This window comes from Streptomyces sp. NPDC096193 (assembly GCF_040302905.1).
Classification (GTDB): Bacteria; Actinomycetota; Actinomycetes; order Streptomycetales; family Streptomycetaceae; genus Streptomyces.
The window spans coordinates 592,380-608,471 of sequence record NZ_JBEOSJ010000001.1; the positions used below are offsets into that span (position 1 = coordinate 592,380).

At 69.6% G+C, this 16,092-nt stretch carries 15 protein-coding genes, 1 pseudogene and 1 riboswitch; of the genes and pseudogenes, 4 read left to right on the forward strand and 12 right to left on the reverse strand.

Translation table 11 applies throughout. From position 1 onward, the window contains the following. Positions 1 to 353 precede the first annotated feature (353 nt). A complete protein-coding gene (locus ABTX78_RS02715) occupies positions 354 to 1,175 on the forward strand; it encodes a PhzF family phenazine biosynthesis protein (RefSeq protein ID WP_352204993.1) in 822 nt (273 codons plus the stop codon). Between the two features lie 66 nt (positions 1,176 to 1,241). Here ABTX78_RS02715 and ABTX78_RS02720 read toward each other — a convergent pair whose 3' ends face one another. Together ABTX78_RS02720 and ABTX78_RS02725 are read right to left on the reverse strand one after the other, a co-directional pair. Then, positions 1,242 to 1,994, reverse strand: coding sequence for a CPBP family intramembrane glutamic endopeptidase (locus tag ABTX78_RS02720; RefSeq protein WP_352204994.1), 753 nt, complete (start codon positions 1,992 to 1,994; stop codon positions 1,242 to 1,244). Between the two features lie 339 nt (positions 1,995 to 2,333). Next, the gene (locus ABTX78_RS02725) at positions 2,334 to 3,845 is read right to left on the reverse strand and encodes a glutamate-cysteine ligase family protein (protein ID WP_352204995.1); all 1,512 of its coding nucleotides are present in this window, start codon (positions 3,843 to 3,845) and stop codon (positions 2,334 to 2,336) included. Positions 3,846 to 4,329: 484 nt separating this feature from the next. On the opposite strand from ABTX78_RS02725, the gene ABTX78_RS02730 reads away from it, so the two are divergent. Then, positions 4,330 to 4,917 (forward strand): hypothetical protein, encoded by a 588-nt coding sequence (locus ABTX78_RS02730; RefSeq protein WP_352204996.1) that lies wholly within the window; start codon positions 4,330 to 4,332, stop codon positions 4,915 to 4,917. 284 nt (positions 4,918 to 5,201) lie between these two features. After that, positions 5,202 to 5,393: a DUF5999 family protein gene (locus tag ABTX78_RS02735; protein WP_313947578.1), complete on the forward strand. Its 192-nt coding sequence runs from the start codon at positions 5,202 to 5,204 to the stop codon at positions 5,391 to 5,393. 73 nt (positions 5,394 to 5,466) lie between these two features. Here the strand turns inward: ABTX78_RS02735 and gcvP are convergent, their stop codons facing one another. After that, entirely contained in the window at positions 5,467 to 8,352 is a 2,886-nt protein-coding gene (gene gcvP / locus ABTX78_RS02740; protein WP_352204997.1) for an aminomethyl-transferring glycine dehydrogenase, read from the reverse strand. A gap of 176 nt (positions 8,353 to 8,528) precedes the next feature. Beyond that, a riboswitch (glycine riboswitch) is annotated at positions 8,529 to 8,624 on the reverse strand. Positions 8,625 to 8,687: 63 nt separating this feature from the next. Between gcvP and ABTX78_RS02745 the strand changes: the two genes are divergently transcribed. Then, positions 8,688 to 9,122 carry a PRC-barrel domain-containing protein gene (locus ABTX78_RS02745; RefSeq protein ID WP_352204998.1) on the forward strand — a complete coding sequence of 145 codons (435 nt, stop codon included), beginning with the start codon at positions 8,688 to 8,690 and terminating at the stop codon, positions 9,120 to 9,122. Here ABTX78_RS02745 and ABTX78_RS02750 read toward each other — a convergent pair. From ABTX78_RS02750 to ABTX78_RS02790, 9 genes and pseudogenes are all read right to left on the reverse strand, one after another. After that, on the reverse strand, positions 9,032 to 10,504 hold the full coding sequence (locus ABTX78_RS02750; protein ID WP_352204999.1) for a DNA polymerase IV: 1,473 nt from the start codon (positions 10,502 to 10,504) through the stop codon (positions 9,032 to 9,034). The two genes, ABTX78_RS02745 and ABTX78_RS02750, sit on opposite strands and share 91 nt — an antisense overlap. 49 nt (positions 10,505 to 10,553) lie before the next feature. Further along, positions 10,554 to 11,147 carry a MerR family transcriptional regulator gene (locus ABTX78_RS02755; RefSeq protein ID WP_352205000.1) on the reverse strand — a complete coding sequence of 198 codons (594 nt, stop codon included), beginning with the start codon at positions 11,145 to 11,147 and terminating at the stop codon, positions 10,554 to 10,556. A gap of 167 nt (positions 11,148 to 11,314) precedes the next feature. Next, positions 11,315 to 11,788 carry a bifunctional nuclease family protein gene (locus tag ABTX78_RS02760; RefSeq protein ID WP_005475662.1) on the reverse strand — a complete coding sequence of 158 codons (474 nt, stop codon included), beginning with the start codon at positions 11,786 to 11,788 and terminating at the stop codon, positions 11,315 to 11,317. A gap of 53 nt (positions 11,789 to 11,841) precedes the next feature. After that, the gene (ftsR, locus tag ABTX78_RS02765) at positions 11,842 to 12,585 is read right to left on the reverse strand and encodes a transcriptional regulator FtsR (RefSeq protein ID WP_352205001.1); all 744 of its coding nucleotides are present in this window, start codon (positions 12,583 to 12,585) and stop codon (positions 11,842 to 11,844) included. Positions 12,586 to 12,626: 41 nt separating this feature from the next. After that, positions 12,627 to 13,574, reverse strand: coding sequence for a double zinc ribbon and FHA domain-containing protein (locus ABTX78_RS02770; RefSeq protein ID WP_352205031.1), 948 nt, complete (start codon positions 13,572 to 13,574; stop codon positions 12,627 to 12,629). Positions 13,575 to 13,656: 82 nt separating this feature from the next. Continuing rightward, a complete protein-coding gene (locus tag ABTX78_RS02775) occupies positions 13,657 to 14,553 on the reverse strand; it encodes a DUF881 domain-containing protein (protein ID WP_352205032.1) in 897 nt (298 codons plus the stop codon). Positions 14,554 to 14,666: 113 nt separating this feature from the next. Next, positions 14,667 to 14,999: a small basic family protein gene (locus tag ABTX78_RS02780; RefSeq protein WP_003970459.1), complete on the reverse strand. Its 333-nt coding sequence runs from the start codon at positions 14,997 to 14,999 to the stop codon at positions 14,667 to 14,669. Further along, the gene (locus ABTX78_RS02785) at positions 14,996 to 15,925 is read right to left on the reverse strand and encodes a DUF881 domain-containing protein (RefSeq protein ID WP_352205002.1); all 930 of its coding nucleotides are present in this window, start codon (positions 15,923 to 15,925) and stop codon (positions 14,996 to 14,998) included. Before ABTX78_RS02785 ends, ABTX78_RS02780 begins: the two co-directional genes overlap by 4 nt. A 56-nt stretch (positions 15,926 to 15,981) precedes the next feature. Continuing rightward, positions 15,982 to 16,092 (reverse strand): annotated as a pseudogene (locus tag ABTX78_RS02790) (5'-methylthioadenosine phosphorylase); the annotation flags it as partial.

The window sequence follows — 16,092 nt, forward strand, 5'->3', positions numbered from 1 at the left end:
TCGAGAACTGTTCGGATACCACCCTGCGAACCCCCAGCCGCCCTTGCGCCAGCTGAACTCCCGAACCGGCTCAACGTCCTCGAACCGCGTGTCCCAGCTCGCTCCAAGCGAATACCGGACGCTCGTACCGTTCAGAGAAAAGCCCAGCTCAAAGCCCTCAAGCTCAGCAGCAGCTAACGCACCAACCGGTGCCCCCACGACGCCCCCACAAGATCAGACACCGATCGGCCCAACTTCGGTGAAGCTAACGGGTGCCCGCCCGTCTTCGCTGAGAAACAGCCCACCTTCACTGAGACGGGTCAATCCCGGATTGGCCTTGGCCCGCGGCTCCGTGCCGCCCCTACGGTCGGCCCATGCGGATTCGAATCGTCGACGCCTTCACCGAACGCCCCTTCGCCGGCAACCCCGCGGGAGTCCTGCTGCTGGACTCCGACGGCTTCCCGGCCGACACCTGGCTCCAGCAGGTGGCCACCGAGGTCCACCTCTCGGAGACCGCCTTCGCCCATCCACTGCCGCCCGGCGGGGACGCCGACTGGGCACTGCGCTGGTTCACCCCGGCCACGGAGGTCGACATGTGCGGCCACGCCACGCTCGCCACGGCGCACGTCCTGCACACCACGGGGGCCGGCACGGGCACGGTCAGGTTCGCCGCGCGCTGCGGCATCCTCACGGCCACCGCCGAGGACGACGGCACGATCACGCTCGACTTCCCGACCTCACCCCTGACGGCGGTCGCGACGCCGCCCGCTCTGGCAAAAGCGCTGGGAGCAGAGGTGCTCTCGGTGCACGACACGGGTCCGCACATCGGCGATCTCCTCGTCGAGGTGGCCGACGAGAAGACCGTGCGGGGCCTGCGCCCGGACCACCGGACCCTCGTCGGCGTCTCCGATCGCGGTGTCATCGCCACGGCCGCCGCCGACGACCCGGACGCCGGTTATGACTTCGTCTCGCGGTGCTTCTTCCCCCGGGTCGGCATCGACGAGGACCCCGTGACGGGCAGCGCCCACACGGCCCTCGCGCCCTTCTGGTCGGCACGCCTCGGTAGTACGGATCTGACCGGGCTCCAGGCCTCCGCCCGCTCCGGCCTGGTGCGCACCTCGCTGCGGGGCGAGCGCACCGAGCTGACCGGCAGCGCCGTGACCGTCATCGAGGGCGAGCTGCTCACCGCTCCCTGACCGCAGGCCGTACACGGACAGGGGCGTACGGCGTGTGCCGTACGCCCCTGGTCACCCTTGCCCGCGTCACATCGTGGGCAGCCAGCTCACCTTCCCGGCGAGCAGCCCGTATCCGACGAACGCCACGATGTCGAGCAGTGCGTGCGCGGCCACGAGCGGTCCGACCCGTCCCCAGCGCCGGTACAGCAGGACGAAGACCACGCCCATCACCATGTTGCCGACGAAGCCGCCGACGCCCTGGTAGAGGTGGTACGAGCCGCGCAGGACCGAGCTCGCCGCGAGCGCGGCCGTCGGCGTCCAGCCCAACTGGTCGAGCCTGCGGAGCAGATACCCGACGACGATGACTTCCTCCACGACGGAGTTCTGGATCGCCGACAGGATCAGGACCGGGTACTTCCACCACACGTCGGGAAGCGATTCCGGCACGACGGTGAGGTTGAACCCGGACGCGCGCGCGGCCAGATAGAAGGCGAGTCCGGCGCTGCCGATCCCCGCGGCGACGAGCGTGCCGCGTCCGAGGTCGGACCACGGCCGGCTCCGGTCGAAGCCGATCGCACGCATCCCGGCCCCCTCGCGCAGGAGCAGATGGCCCACGAGCAGCACCGGTACCAGGGCGGAGGCGATGCCGAACAGCTGCCAGGAGAGGTCGAGCCATGGCCTGCCGGGCGCGTACGACCCGTTCAGGGTTGCCGCCTGGTCCTTCAGCCCACCCGGTTTCGTCAGCGACCCGACGAAGCTGATGAGCGCCGACACTCCGCTCGCGCCCAGCGAGAGCGCGAGCACCAGGAGCATCTCGGACCGCAAGATCTTCCGCGGCATGCCCTCCCCGGGGAGAGGATCAGCCACGCGTCCCGCATCCGCCTGCACACGTGCCTCCCGTAGACCGAGCCCGTCTGGTCCCCCATCCTCGGGCCGCCGGCGGACATCACCGGACCGACACCACAGGTGGAGACGTCACAGCTTGCCCGACGCCCGGTCGGGGAAGGGAAGCAGGTCCCGTCCGGCCGTTGCCGTTCGGGACCCGGGGCCGGCGGATCACCCGCCGCGCACCCCGGCGCGCAAGGCCCAGGTGACCGCGCCGGCCGATGTGTGCTGGTCTCGCGCCGCCGGATCGCGCCGGCCTATGTGTGCTGGTCTCGCGCCGCCGGACCGTCCCGCTCAGTTCCGCGGCCCCGGGAAGCCGACCGGCCAGGTGTGGACCGGGTCGCCCTCACGCATCAGCTCGCAGTAGCGACGTGTGGTGGCCGCGAGAGCCGCGTCCCTCCCCAGGCCCGCCTCCAGCGCACGGTGATACGTCTCCGACTGCCAGGACGCGCCGTTCATCCGCCGCTTGCAGCGCTCCTCGATCACCCCGAGGTACCTGTCACGGTCGGCCGGCTCGATGTTCCAGGCGTCGAGCCCGGCCGCGGCCAGCGGCAGCAGTTCGTCGCGCACGAGCTTGGCGACGGGCACCGTGGTGATGCCGCCCGCGCGGCCCGGACGCGGCCACTGGAGTTCCGCCTCGATGCCGTACCGGCACCCGGCGTCGAAGTTCTCCGCGGCGGCCGAGAACGGCAGCCTGCTCCAGACCGGCCGCGGTTCCTCGGCGAGTGCGCGCACGAGTCCGTAGTAGAACGCGGCGTTGGCGATCACGTCGGTGACCGTGGGCCCGGCCGGCAGAACCCGGTTCTCCACCCGCAGATGGGGCACGCCGTCGGCGACGCCGTACACCGGCCGGTTCCAGCGGTACACGGTGCCGTTGTGGAGCACGAGTTCATGGAGCTGGGGGATGCCGCCGTCCTCGATCACCCGCAGCGGATCCTCTTCGTCGCACATGGGAAGCAGCGGAGGGAAGTACCGCAGGTTCTCCTCGAAGAGCTCGTACGCCGACTCCACCCACCGTTCGCCGAACCAGGTCCGCGGCCGTACGCCCTGGGCCTGGAGTTCGGGCGGGCGGGTGTCGGTGGCCTGCTGGAACAGCGGGGGCCGCGACTCGCACCACAGCTCCCTCCCGAACAGGAAGGGCGAGTTGGCCCCCACGGCCACCTGTACGCCGGCCACCGCCTGCGCCGCGTTCCACACGTCGGCGAAACGGTTGGGCGTCACCTGGAGGTGCAACTGCACCGAGGTGCAGGCGGCTTCGGGGGCTATCGACGCCGAGGTGCAGGTGAGGTGCTCGACACCGTCGATGTCCAGCGTGAAGTCTTCACCGCGGGCCGCGACGATCTGGTCGTTCAGCAGCGTGTAGCGGTCGACGTCGGAGAGGTTCGCCGACACCAGGTCTTCCTGCGCGAGGGTCGGCAGGATGCCGATCATCACGATGCCCGCGCCGACCTCGTTCGCTTTCCGGTCCGCATATCCGAGCCCGGTGCGCAACTCCTCCCCCAGCTGACCCAGAACCTGTCCGCCGAGCCGGTGCGGCACAATGTTCACTTCCAGATTGAACATTCCCAGCTCGGTCTGGAAATCCTGGCTCGCGATGCGTTCCAGAACCTCCGCATTTATCATCCGAGGCAGCCCGTCGGCGCCTGCGAGATTCAGCTCGATCTCCAGCCCCATGAGGTTCTTGGGCCGGTCGAACCTCTTCTCGTCCAGCAGTCGCCCCAGTCCCGCCAGGCACTGCTGCAACTTCCGGCGGTGGCGTTGCCGATCGGACAGCGCGATGCCGCCTGCCACGACCTTCTCCCCCATCGAAGGGTCCCTCCTCGAGTGGGCTCCACGCAGCTCTGGTCGCTCGCGTCACGGACGATAATGCCCCGGCTGGCTGATCTATAACGCGGCAGGAACGCCCGGTGACGGCTACTGTGGGATGCGCGCCCGAGCGGCACATTCACTCGGCATGACGCAGAACGCAGTTTCCCGTACCGGTCGCCTGGTGAAAAATGCCGACGGGTTTCGGCCTACCGGCCCGTAGAGGAAATACCAGGCCGTGGCGTTGTACGCCGACTAAAACCCCCCGAAACAGCGCAGGAGAAAGACCTGAACCTGTCTTGTGGGAAATACGCACGGGCACTAGCAGAAACACTGTGAGAACACGTGTCGTATAAACTCCGCAATCGAGGCAGAGAGTTGGCGCCCGGCGGCCTGTCCCGGCCCCCCTCTGACCCCGCCCGCTGACAGTGCCGTCCGCACCTGCCCATGCTTCACCGTGTCTCCAAGTGAGAGGCGACCCATCATGCCGCTGCATGTCCCCCCTGCTCCCGCGCCTGCCCTCCGCAGCGTCCTTGCGGCACTCGGTTCCCCTACCGCCGTCCGTGAGGACCGCACACCAGCACTGAGGTCCGTCCAGGGACCCGTCAATCCCGAATCGCCGCTCCCCGTCCACGTACTGGACCGGATCGTGCCGAGCGCCGGCCGCCCGTGCACGCGCCTGACGGGCTGGCGTTTCCTCATCCGCAGCGGAGAGAGAAGTGTGGCCGCCGCGGAGACGACGCTCACCGCCGACGGCTGGACCTTCTCGCACTTCTTCGAAGGTCCGTATCTCATCTCCACCGAACGCGCGCTGCGGCAGGCCGACTCCATGCACGCCGCCTTCCAGCCCCGCCTCCTGTCCATCCCCGAGCTCTACATGCTCACCCTGTGGCTGCACGGCGACACCGACGCGGACGCCTCGACGGGCATGCCTCTCCCGACCGATGTCCTGGTCCCCCTCGCCCCCGCCCCGCCCGGCATCGCGGCCCACCGGCCGCACCGGGTCGCCGATCTGCTTCCGGTGATGACCCTGCGGCTCACCCCCGCGCCGCTGCTCGGCTCGCCGGCCTGAGAAACCGCTGTTCGCGCCCCGTGACCGTTCGGTCGCGGGGCGCACTGCCGCCCCGACCGGACTAGCCCGAACCGGCCCCCCTGAACCACCCGAAAGGACAGCTCAGTTGAGCTGAACCGTCCGCCCGGGTGATACGTCATTAACCAGTAGGAAGAGCTGCCGCGAAATCCCTGCGGATTGACGCCCGTAGGGCAACACTGGGATCGGACCGACAGATACGGGGGGCGGCCATGAACACTTCATCCAGCCGCAGGACACTCACACCGCAGCGAAAGAACCCACCCATGTGCCAGCACCAACCAGCCTGCCCGACATCCGACTCTGCCGACAGGGAAGCGGCGCGCCTGGTGGCGCACCACCCGGAGCAGGGCTGGAGCCTGCTGTGCAACGGCGTGCTCCTCTTCGAGGACACCGGTGAGCTGCTGCCCGACGGGCAGATCATCGCGCCGCACCGCCAGGTCATGACGGCCGCCTGAGCGCCGTCCGTACGAGAAAGGGGCCGGCCGGAGACGTTCCTCCGTACCGGCCCCGACGCATAGGCGTCGCCCGTCAGTTGTCGTACTCCTCCAGCGGCGGGCAGGAGCAGACGAGGTTACGGTCGCCGAACGCGCCGTCGATCCGTCGCACCGGCGGCCAGTACTTGTCCGCGGCGCTCACGCCGACCGGGAAGACGGCCTCCTCACGGCTGTAGGAGTGCTCCCACGCACCACCCAGCGCGGCCGCGGTGTGCGGGGCGTTGCTCAGCGGGTTGTCCTCCGCGGGCCATTCGCCCGTCGCGACCTTCTCGATCTCCGCGCGGATGGCGATCATCGTCTCGCAGAAGCGGTCGATCTCGCCCAGGTCCTCGCTCTCGGTGGGCTCGATCATCAGCGTGCCGGCCACCGGGAACGACATGGTCGGCGCGTGGAAGCCGTAGTCGATCAGACGCTTGGCGATGTCGTCGACGCTGACGCCGGTCGCCTTCGACAGCGGCCGCAGGTCCACGATGCACTCGTGCGCCACCAGGCCGGCCGGGCCGGTGTAGAGCACCGGGTAGTGCGGCTCCAGACGCTTGGCGATGTAGTTGGCCGCGAGCACGGCGACCTGCGTGGCCCGCTTGAGGCCCTCGCCGCCCATGAGACGGACGTACGCCCAGGAGATGGGCAGGATGCCCGCCGAACCCCACGGGGCGCCTGAGATCGGCCCCACGCCCGTCTCCGGTCCCGCCGTGGGCTGGAGCGGGTGGTTCGGCAGGTACGGGGCGAGGTGCTCGCGCACGCCGACCGGGCCGACACCCGGACCGCCGCCGCCGTGCGGGATGCAGAAGGTCTTGTGCAGGTTCAGGTGCGAGACGTCGCCGCCGAACCTGCCCGGCTTCGCGAGGCCCACCAGCGCGTTGAGGTTGGCACCGTCGATGTACACCTGGCCGCTGGCGTCGTGGACCTGCGCGCAGATGTCGGCGACGTGCTCCTCGAAGACGCCGTGCGTGGACGGGTAGGTGATCATCAGCACCGACAGTTCGTCGCGGTACTGCTCGATCTTGGCGCGCAGGTCCTCGACGTCGATCTCGCCGTCGTCGGCGGTCTTGACCACGACGACCTTCATGCCGGCCATGACGGCGCTCGCGGCGTTGGTGCCGTGGGCGGACGACGGGATGAGGCAGACGGTGCGCTGGTCGTCGCCGTTGGCGCGGTGATAGGCGCGGACCGCGAGCAGTCCGGCCAGCTCACCCTGCGAGCCCGCGTTGGGCTGGATGGAGACGCTGTGGTAGCCGGTGACCTCGGCGAGACGTTCCTCCAGCTCGCGGATGAGCGTCAGATACCCGGCGGCCTGGTCGACGGGGGCGAAGGGGTGCATCTGCCCGAACTCCGGCCAGGTCACCGGCTCCATCTCGGTGGTCGCGTTCAGCTTCATGGTGCAGGAGCCGAGCGGGATCATGCCGCGGTCCAGCGCGTAGTCACGGTCGGCGAGGCGGCGCAGGTAGCGCAGCATCGCGGTCTCGGAACGGTTCTGGTGGAAGACCGGGTGCGTGAGGTACTCGTCGGTGCGCAGCAGGGACTCGGGCAGGGTGTCCGCGGCGGCCGCGTCCAGCGCCTCGATGTCGGCGTCGACGCCGAAGGCGCCCCAGACGGCGGTCAGCTGCGCACGATTCGTGGTCTCGTCGCAGGCCAGGGAGACATGGTCGGCGTCGACGAGGTGCAGGTTCACCCCGCCCTCCCGGGCGGCGTGCAGCACGTCGGCCGCCTTACCCGGCACGCGGACGGTGAGCGTGTCGAAGTACGCGCCGTGGACGACCTCCACACCGCCGGCGCGCAGGCCCGCGGCGAGCAGCGTCGCGTAGCGGTGGGTGCGCCGGGCGATCGTCCGCAGGCCCTCGGGCCCGTGGTAGACGGCGTACATACCCGCCATCACGGCGAGCAGCACCTGCGCGGTACAGATGTTGCTGGTGGCCTTCTCCCGGCGGATGTGCTGCTCACGGGTCTGCAGCGCGAGTCGGTAGGCACGGTTGCCGTCCGCGTCCACGGAGACGCCGACGAGACGCCCCGGGAGGCTGCGGGCGAACTTCTCGCGCACGGCCATGTACCCGGCGTGCGGTCCGCCGAAGCCCATCGGGACGCCGAAGCGCTGCGTGGTCCCGACCGCGATGTCGGCGCCGAGGTCACCGGGCGAGGTGATCAGGGTCAGCGCCAGCAGGTCCGCGGAGACGGTGACGATCGCGCCGAGCTCGTGGGCCTGCTCGATCACGGGCTTGATGTCGCGTACGACTCCCGAGGCGCCCGGGTACTGCAGCAGGACGCCGAAGACACCCCGCTCGGCGATCTTGGCCGGAATGCCGTCGTGCAGGTCGGCGGTGACGACCTCGACGCCGGTCGGCTCCGCGCGGGTCTCGATCACCGCGAGGGTCTGCGGCAGGACGTCGGCGTCCACGAGGAACACGCCGTTCTTGACCTTGCCGACGCGGCGGGCGAGCGACATGGCCTCGGCGGCGGCCGTGCTCTCGTCGAGCAGCGAGGCGCCCGAGGTGGGCAGGCCCGTCAGCTCGGCGACCATGGTCTGGAAGTTGAGCAGGGCTTCGAGCCGGCCCTGGGAGATCTCGGGCTGGTACGGCGTGTACGCGGTGTACCAGGCCGGGTTCTCCATGACGTTGCGCAGGATGACCGGCGGTGTGAACGTGCCGTAGTAGCCGAGGCCGATCATCGGTGCGAGGACCGTGTTCCGATCGGCGAGCGTCCGGAGCTCGGCGAGTACCTCGGGCTCGGTGCGCGCGTCGGGCAGCGCGAGCGCCTCGGCGTTCTTGATGACGTCGGGAACCGCGGCCGCGGTCAGCTCGTCGAGCGAGCCGTATCCCACCTGGGCCAGCATTTTGGCCTGCGCCTCGGCGTCGGGTCCGATATGGCGCTGCTCGAAGGGGGTGCCTCGCTCCAGCTGTGCGAGCGGAATGCGGTTGGCGGTCATGATGGAGGCCTCCTGGTCTGACGACCTGCGAGGGGCACCACGGCGCGGGTACCCGGACGGCCTCCCCCTCTGTCATCTCAACCTGAGAGCTTCACCGGATCCCCACGAGGGAACCCGGCTTTCACCGTCGGTGAGAGCGGATGCCGTCCGACGCCCGCCCTGCTTTCCAGAGTGACCTCGTCCGTGCGGTACAGGGTGCCTGAGAGATTCCGGGGAGGATTTGCTCCTTCGGCGCCACCGTTTCCTCCGGTGGACTCTCCCGCACGGGGTCAGCAGCCGTTAGTCAGCGTACCAGCGCGTCTTCTCGTCGATCGCTCAAGTGGCCGACACCCCCGATGTGCACTTTCGTATCATTTACGGAGCAGTTGCGACCTCTTGGAGGGACCGTGCAGACCGACATCGATCCGCGCAGCCTGATCGGCCGCAAGGCGTTCGACCGCAACGGGGCCAAGATCGGGACTGTGGACGAGGTGTATCTCGACGATGCCACCGGCGTACCCGAATGGGCGGCCGTCCGCACCGGGCTCTTCAGCAGGGACGCCTTCGTCCCGCTGGAGCCGAGCGAGTTCGTCGACAACGGACTGCGGGTGCCGTACGAACGCGCGTTGATCAAGGACGCCCCCGATTTCGGAGTGGGGCGCCATCTCTCCCCCGAGCAGGAGCTACAGCTCTACCACCACTACGGGCTCGACCTCTCGACCCCGCCGGACACCTCCGCGCCCTCGTCCGGCGACCGCTCCTTCGGCCGTGTCGCCGGCCAGGAGGACTGATCCCCCTCGGGGGGAGTCACCAGCGGCAGCGGGTCGGACAGTTCCAGGTCGGGGTCGTCCACCCGGAAGGTGCGGACACGCCCCGGCGGTGAGGTCGGCTCCTCGAACCGGACCGTGACCCGCCCGATGCCGCTGCCCTGCACCCATCCCGGCCCCAGCTGGGCATGCCGGACATCGTGGCCCGCGGGCCAGCGTCGCTCGGCGAGAGCCGCCTCCGGCTCCGGCTCGGGCGCCTTCTCCTCCCGGTGCGGCACAGCGGCATCCGCCGCCTCGCCGTCGGCCGGTTCTCCCGCCTTCTGTTCCCCGGCGGCCGCGGCCTGCGCGAAGAGATCCTCCTGCGTGTAGTCCGCGAGGCCCGTCACGCCCACGCCGAGCAGCCGCACCCCGCCCGTGGTGTCGACGGACTCCAGCAGCCTCCCCGCCGCTTCGCGCACCACGGCAGGGTCGTCCGTCGGCCCACGCAGCGTCTCGGAGCGGGTGAGCGTGGAGAAGTCGAACCGCCGGACCTTCAGCACGATGGTGCGGCCCGAGTGCCCCGAGGCCCTCAGCCGGTTGACGCACCGGTCGGCGAGCCTCTCCACCTCTATCCGGATCCGGACGCGGTCGTGCAGATCGACGTCGAAGGTGTCCTCCACCGACACCGACTTGGTGTCCCGCTCGGCCACGACGGGCCGGTCGTCGTGCCCGAGCGCCATCCGGAACAGGGACGCCCCGTGCGCCTTGCCGAGCAGCCGCACCAGCTCGTCCTCGCCCGCCTCGGCCAGATCAGCGCAGATGGTCATACCGGCCCTGCGCAGATGCTCTCCCGTGGCCGGGCCCACGCCCGGCAGTGTGCGCACGGACATCGGTCCGAGCAGCTCACGCTCGGTGCCGGGCTCGATGAGCACCAGGCCGTCCGGCTTGGCCTGCTCCGAGGCGATCTTGGCAAGCATCTTGGACCCGGCCAGGCCGACCGAGCCGGTCAGTCCGGTGACGGCACGGATGGCCGCACGCAGCCGCTCACCGGTGGCCCTGGCGGACGCGGTGTCGTCCGCGGCGCCGCCCGCCTCCAGGTCCACAAAGGCCTCGTCCAGGCTCAGCGGCTCCACCAGCGGCGACAGCCGGCCCAGCAGCTCCATGACCTGCTCGCTGATCGTGCGGTAGAGCGAGAAGCGGGGCACGAGATACGCGGCGTTCGGCGCGAGCCGCCGGGCCTGGGCCATCGGCATCGCCGAATGGACACCGAAGCGTCTCGCCTCGTACGAGCAGGTGGCGACGACTCCGCGCGGACCGAGGCCGCCGACGATCACGGGCTTTCCGCGCAGACTCGGCTTCGCCGCCTGCTCGGCGGCGGCGAAGAAGGCATCCATGTCCAGATGCAGGATCGTCGGCGCGGATCTCACATCTCCGATGCTGCCCTACGTCACTGACAACGGGGCCGCTTCCGGGTGCTCAGACCGCCCGGTCGCGTCGGCGCCTTGCCAGCTCGTCGGCCGGGTTGTGCCCGACCAGGGTCTCGCCCGTGTCGATCCGCTCGCCGTGCAACTGCGACAGGGCCGCCTCGACGTCCCGCCAGACGACTCCGACGGCGATCCCGAAGATACCCTGGCCACCCTGGAGGAGATCGACGACCTCGTCCGGCGAGGAACACTCGTAGACCGTCGCGCCGTCGCTCATCAGCGTCATCCGCTCGAGGTCGGCGAAGCCGCGCGCCCGCAGATGCTGTACGGCGGTCCGGATGTTCTGCAGTGCCACGCCGGTGTCCAGGAAACGCTTCACGATCTTGAGGACGACCACGTCACGGAAGCTGTAGAGGCGCTGGGTTCCCGATCCGTGCGCCGGACGGACACTGGGCTCGACCAGGCCGGTACGGGCCCAGTAGTCGAGCTGCCGATAGGTGATGCCGGCTGCCGCACACGCGGTGGGCCCGCGATAGCCGACCGTCTCCGTGGATGGTTCGACCGCACTCCCGTGGAGCGGATACGGCCCGCTCTCCCCCGGACCTCGTCCGGGGGCCCCCACCGCACCGTCGCCGCTGCTGTCCACGCCGACCTCCGTCCTTGACCTGCCATGTCGACGGTAGGCAGTCACCAGGGGCGCGTCAACGATCGCCACACTCGGCACGCCGAGTGATAATCACCCTGAGAGTGGTTTCCCGTGCCCCGGTTCGGGGAATAGCTGCTCGGATGTGCCGCTGCCGCCCCGGTGGGCGGTCACTGGCTGTTGGTCCCGAAGTCCTCCGGCGAGATCTGGTCGAGGAACTCGCGGAACTTCTCCACCTCGTCCTCCTGCTCGTCGGGGATCGCGATTCCCGCGTCGTCCAGCACACCGTCGCTACCGAAGATCGGCGTACCGGTCCGCAGAGCGAGGGCTATGGCGTCGGACGGACGCGCGCTCACCTCCACTCCGCTGGCGAAGACCAGCTCCGCGTAGAAGACCCCTTCACGCAGATCAGTGATGCGGACCTCGGTGAGCTCCTGGCCCACCGCCTCCAGCACATCCTTGAAGAGGTCATGGGTCAGCGGCCTGGCAGGAGCCATGCCCTGCTGTGCGAAGGCAATGGCGGTCGCCTCCCCGGGACCGATCCAGATGGGGAGGTACCGATCGCCTCCCACTTCACGCAGGAGCACGATCGGTTGGTTGGAGGGCATTTCGACCCGGACACCCACAACGTCGAGCTCGTTCACACAGCAACCCTAGGACGTGCTCGGCAGGTTTGGGTAGTCGGGCACGTTCATGATCAGTGGAGCCGCACCCCGAGAGCCGTCTGCACCAGCGCCGCATGCAGCCGCACGGACAGGGACGCGAGCTCTTTCACGGTGGCCTCGGCATGGGCTCTGGTCTGCGGATTGCGGTGCCGCCGCAAGGGTGCCACCACCTGTTCCACCAGCCCCGCCTCGCGCTCGGCGGCGGCCTTCATGGCCCGCAGATGACGCGGTTCCAGACCGAATCTGCCCAGATCGGCCACCAGTCTGGCCACCGTCACCGACTCGGCGTCGTAGCCGCCGTCCTCGTGCCGGCCGAGCAGGCCGTACGACTCCCAGTCGGCCAGCTCCTCCTCGCTCACCCCGGCGGCGGCCAGCAGCTCCGCACGGCCCACCCGGGCGGCGGTACGGCGCTCGGCGTCGGCCTCCCGGCCGCCGCCCTCCATCAGCTCGCGTGGAGTGCTCTGCGCGGGCAGCTGGACCTGCTCACCACGGGCCACGGCGTCGAGATGCTCACGGATGACCTTCAGCGGCAGATAGTGATCCCGCTGCATCCGCAGCACCTGCGCCAGACGCTCGACGTCCTCCGGACTGAACTTGCGGTACCCGGAGGGGGTGCGCCGCGGCTCGACGAGCCCTTCCGCCTCGAGGAACCGGATCTTGGAGATCGTGACTTCGGGGAACTCGTCGCGCAGCCCGCTGAGCACCGTACCGATGCTCATCAGCCGCTCGGCCGCAGCGGCGGTGCCGTGACCGGCACCGCCCTTCGGTGTTCGCATGTGCCTTCCTGGGGTCACCCCGGACTGTGCCCGGGGGACGGTTACAGGCCCCTCTGGCTCGCGTAGAAGACCAGTCGGTACTTGCCGATCTGGACCTCGTCACCGTTCGCCAGGAGGACCGAGTCGATCCGCTCCCGGTTGACGTAGGTGCCGTTCAGACTGCCGACGTCCCCCACCGTGAAGCTGCCGTCGGGCCCCCGCCGGAACTCCACATGGCGCCGCGACACGGTCACGTCGTCGAGGAAGATGTCGCTCTGCGGGTGACGGCCGGCAGTGGTCAGCTCACCGTCCAGCAGAAAGCGGCTTCCGGAGTTCGGTCCGCGGCGCACCACGAGCAGCGCGGAGCCGAGCGGCAGCGCGTCGACCGCCGCCTGGGCCTCCGGGGACAGCGACGGGACCTGTGTCTGGCCCGTCACCTCGGAGTCGTACGCTTCGAGGCCGGAGATGGAGATCGTCGACGTCGTCTCGGACGGCCGCTCGGCGGGCGCACCGCCGCGCAGCGGCGCGCCGCAGTTGGAGCAGAACCGACTGGATTCGGCATTGCGGTGACCGCACCTGGTACAAACCGGCAAGGCCGACATGGACGGATCCTCCTGCCGCGGCTGCCCCGCGTGGGGATTGGTCGCATACGGGTCGGAGGCAAACCCTCCACCCGTACTTGAGGTTGGTTCCCCGAAACCTATGCGGCCGGGACCGGCAGGGTCAACAGACGACGCGCCCGGACCGCCCGAAATGTCACCGCCCTGGCCGGAGACCTCGTCCCGGAAGAGCGGCCGCTCGCCGCCCTGCTCCTCACCCTGGCCATGACGCGGCGCGCGATGCCTGGCGTTGCCGCCGTCCTCGCGCGAGCTCTTGCCGAACAACTTCCCAAACAACTTCACGGGCGATTCCCCTTGACCGAAATAGACCCGCCCGTGGGGCAGGACGAACCCTCGATGATCAGACCTGCCGACCCGGACATTCTCACAACGTCCGTACCCACCAGACAGTTTCCACCAGACCGCACGCCTTCGATGTGCCGACCCCCCGCAACCTCTTGCCCCGGTCCGCCGGACCCCATGCGCCCCCGCCTCACTGGTCCGACGACCGAGCGTAGTCAGGCCGCTTCGCGGGTCGCAAGGCATCCACGACGATCTTCTGCGAGCGCACCACCGTGGCGGTGGCCTGCTCCTTCTCCAAGGTCTGCACCACACCGCCGGGAATGTTCAGGGCCGGCTCGAGATCCTGCGGCTTCCCGATGACCTTGAAGACGTACGGAGCGGCAATGCGTTTCCCGTCGACCTCGATGTCACCGCCCGTGCCCGTGAAGTGCGTATCCGCGACGACCCTGATGTCGTTGACCTGGATCGCCTCCGCACCGGCCGCGCGCAGCTCCTGGATCGCGTCGAGCAGCATGTCCGATTCCACGGTGCCGGACTTGTCCTGGATCGTCAGCGTGATGCCCGGACCCTCCGCCGCGACCGTGCCGGCGAGGATGCCCAGCTGCTGTTCCTTCTGCTGGGTCTGCTTGCGCGCCTCTTCGGCCTGGTCCGAACTGTTCTCCAGCTCGGCGCGCTGATCCTCCAGGCGCTGCTTCTCGTCCTCCAGCCGCTGGGTGCGGTTGTCGAGCTCGTCGAGAATGCGGACGAGGTCCTCCTGACGGGCTCCGCGCAGCGCACTGTTGTCACTGGTGGAGCGCACCTGGATGGCAAGGCCCAGCCCCAGGACGAACAGCAGGACGGCGACTGTGAGTTGAGCACGTGTGATACGCGGCGGCCAGAGCCCGGCCAACAGCCGCTGCCTACCGGTCTCTTCACCGGCCCCGTCGCCGCCCGCCGGGCTCGACGCGGCCGCGGGTACGGCGTTCGGCTCCTCTGCCGACCACGTCCGTTCGTCGCGGCCCTGCCCCTGGGGGCTTGTCTCCGGCGGCAGTTCGGCCCGCGGCGCCCCGGCCTGCGGCCGCTCGCTGCGCGGACCCTCTTCTGTCACACCCTCATTGATGCCGCCCTCGCCCTTCGGGTTCCCGTCCTGCGGAATCCCGTCCTGCGCGTTCCGGCCCGGTGCGTTCCCGTCCTGCGGATTCTCTGCGCTGGTCATCGGCCTCACGCCCGGAACACATGCCGGCGGATCGCGGCAGCGTTGGAGAAGATCCGGATACCGAGCACGACGACCACACCCGTGGAAAGCTGCGCGCCGACGCCCAGCTTGTCACCGAGGAAGACGATCAGCGCGGCGACCACGACGTTCGAGAGGAAGGAGACGACGAAGACCTTGTCGACGAAGATGCCGTCCAGCATGGCCCGCAGACCACCGAACACGGCGTCCAGAGCGGCGACGACGGCGATCGGCAGATAGGGCTCGACCACCGCCGGCACTTCGGGCCGGACCAACAGTCCGACCACGACTCCCACGACGAGGCCCAGTACGGCGATCACGATGTGCCCTTCCCTGTGTCAGCCGTGTCCTGCCCGCTGCCCGTCCCGGCGTCGGCGGTGTTCGGCTCTGCTGTTCGTACGATCAAGCTCGGAGCAGCCGGAAGACGCACCGTGCTCTCGGTGGAGATGCTGGAACGGATCCCGAAGTTCTCCTGGAGCGCGTGCAGGTACTGTCCGTCCGCACTGTCCTGGAACGCCGTGCTCAGCTTCTTCCCGTCCCCCACCGCGAGCACCGTGTACGGCGGCACCAGCGGCCTGTTGTCGACCAGTATGGCGTCGCCCGCCGCCCGGATCGCGGACAGGGCCGTCAGCCGCTGCCCGTTGATCGCCACCGCTTCGGCGCCGGATTCCCAGAGCCCGTTCACGACCCGCTGCATGTCACGGTCCCGCACCCGGCCGGTGTCGTTGAAACCACTGTCCTCCCGCGGCCCGTCACCACCCTGCTCGGTGCCCTTGGCATCGTCGACGACGAGCTTGACGCCCGGACCCTCGACCTCGGTTGCTCCCGCGAGCAGGGCGACCAGTTCACCCTGGTTGCCGCCCTGGGTCTTCAGGGCCTTGCGCTGACGGTCTCCGACGTCGTCACGGAGCTTGTCGACGCTGCGCTCCAGTGCGTCGGCGTCCGAGGTCTCCGCGTCGATGCGGTTGATGAGCTCCTCGCGCTCCTTGGCCACCACCGGTGCCGCTATCCGCGCATTCGCGGCTCCCACGGTCACGACCAGGGCGGCGAGCACGAGCCCGGCGGCCAGTCCCAGCTTGGCACGCAGCGTCCGCGGCAGACCGCCGCCCTCGGCGGCTCGGCGGGCCGACGCCTCCGCGTACCCGTCGTCCAGACTGTGCTCCATCACGTTCGTCAGCAGCGACATGGACGCATCGGGACGTGCAGGTGGAGAGCCGGTGCTCCGAACGGGGGGCTGCTGCGACATGCCGCACATCGTCGCACGTCGCAGCCGCTACCGCCGAATGGCCCCACCGGTGTGCCGGGAGCTGTCGCGGGACAGCCTCCGACCGAGCGCAGGGCCCACAGATTGGCGCAGTAGTTGATGCGGTGCGGCGGGAGATGGTGCCCGCGTCCGTGCCGGGGAAGGAAGGC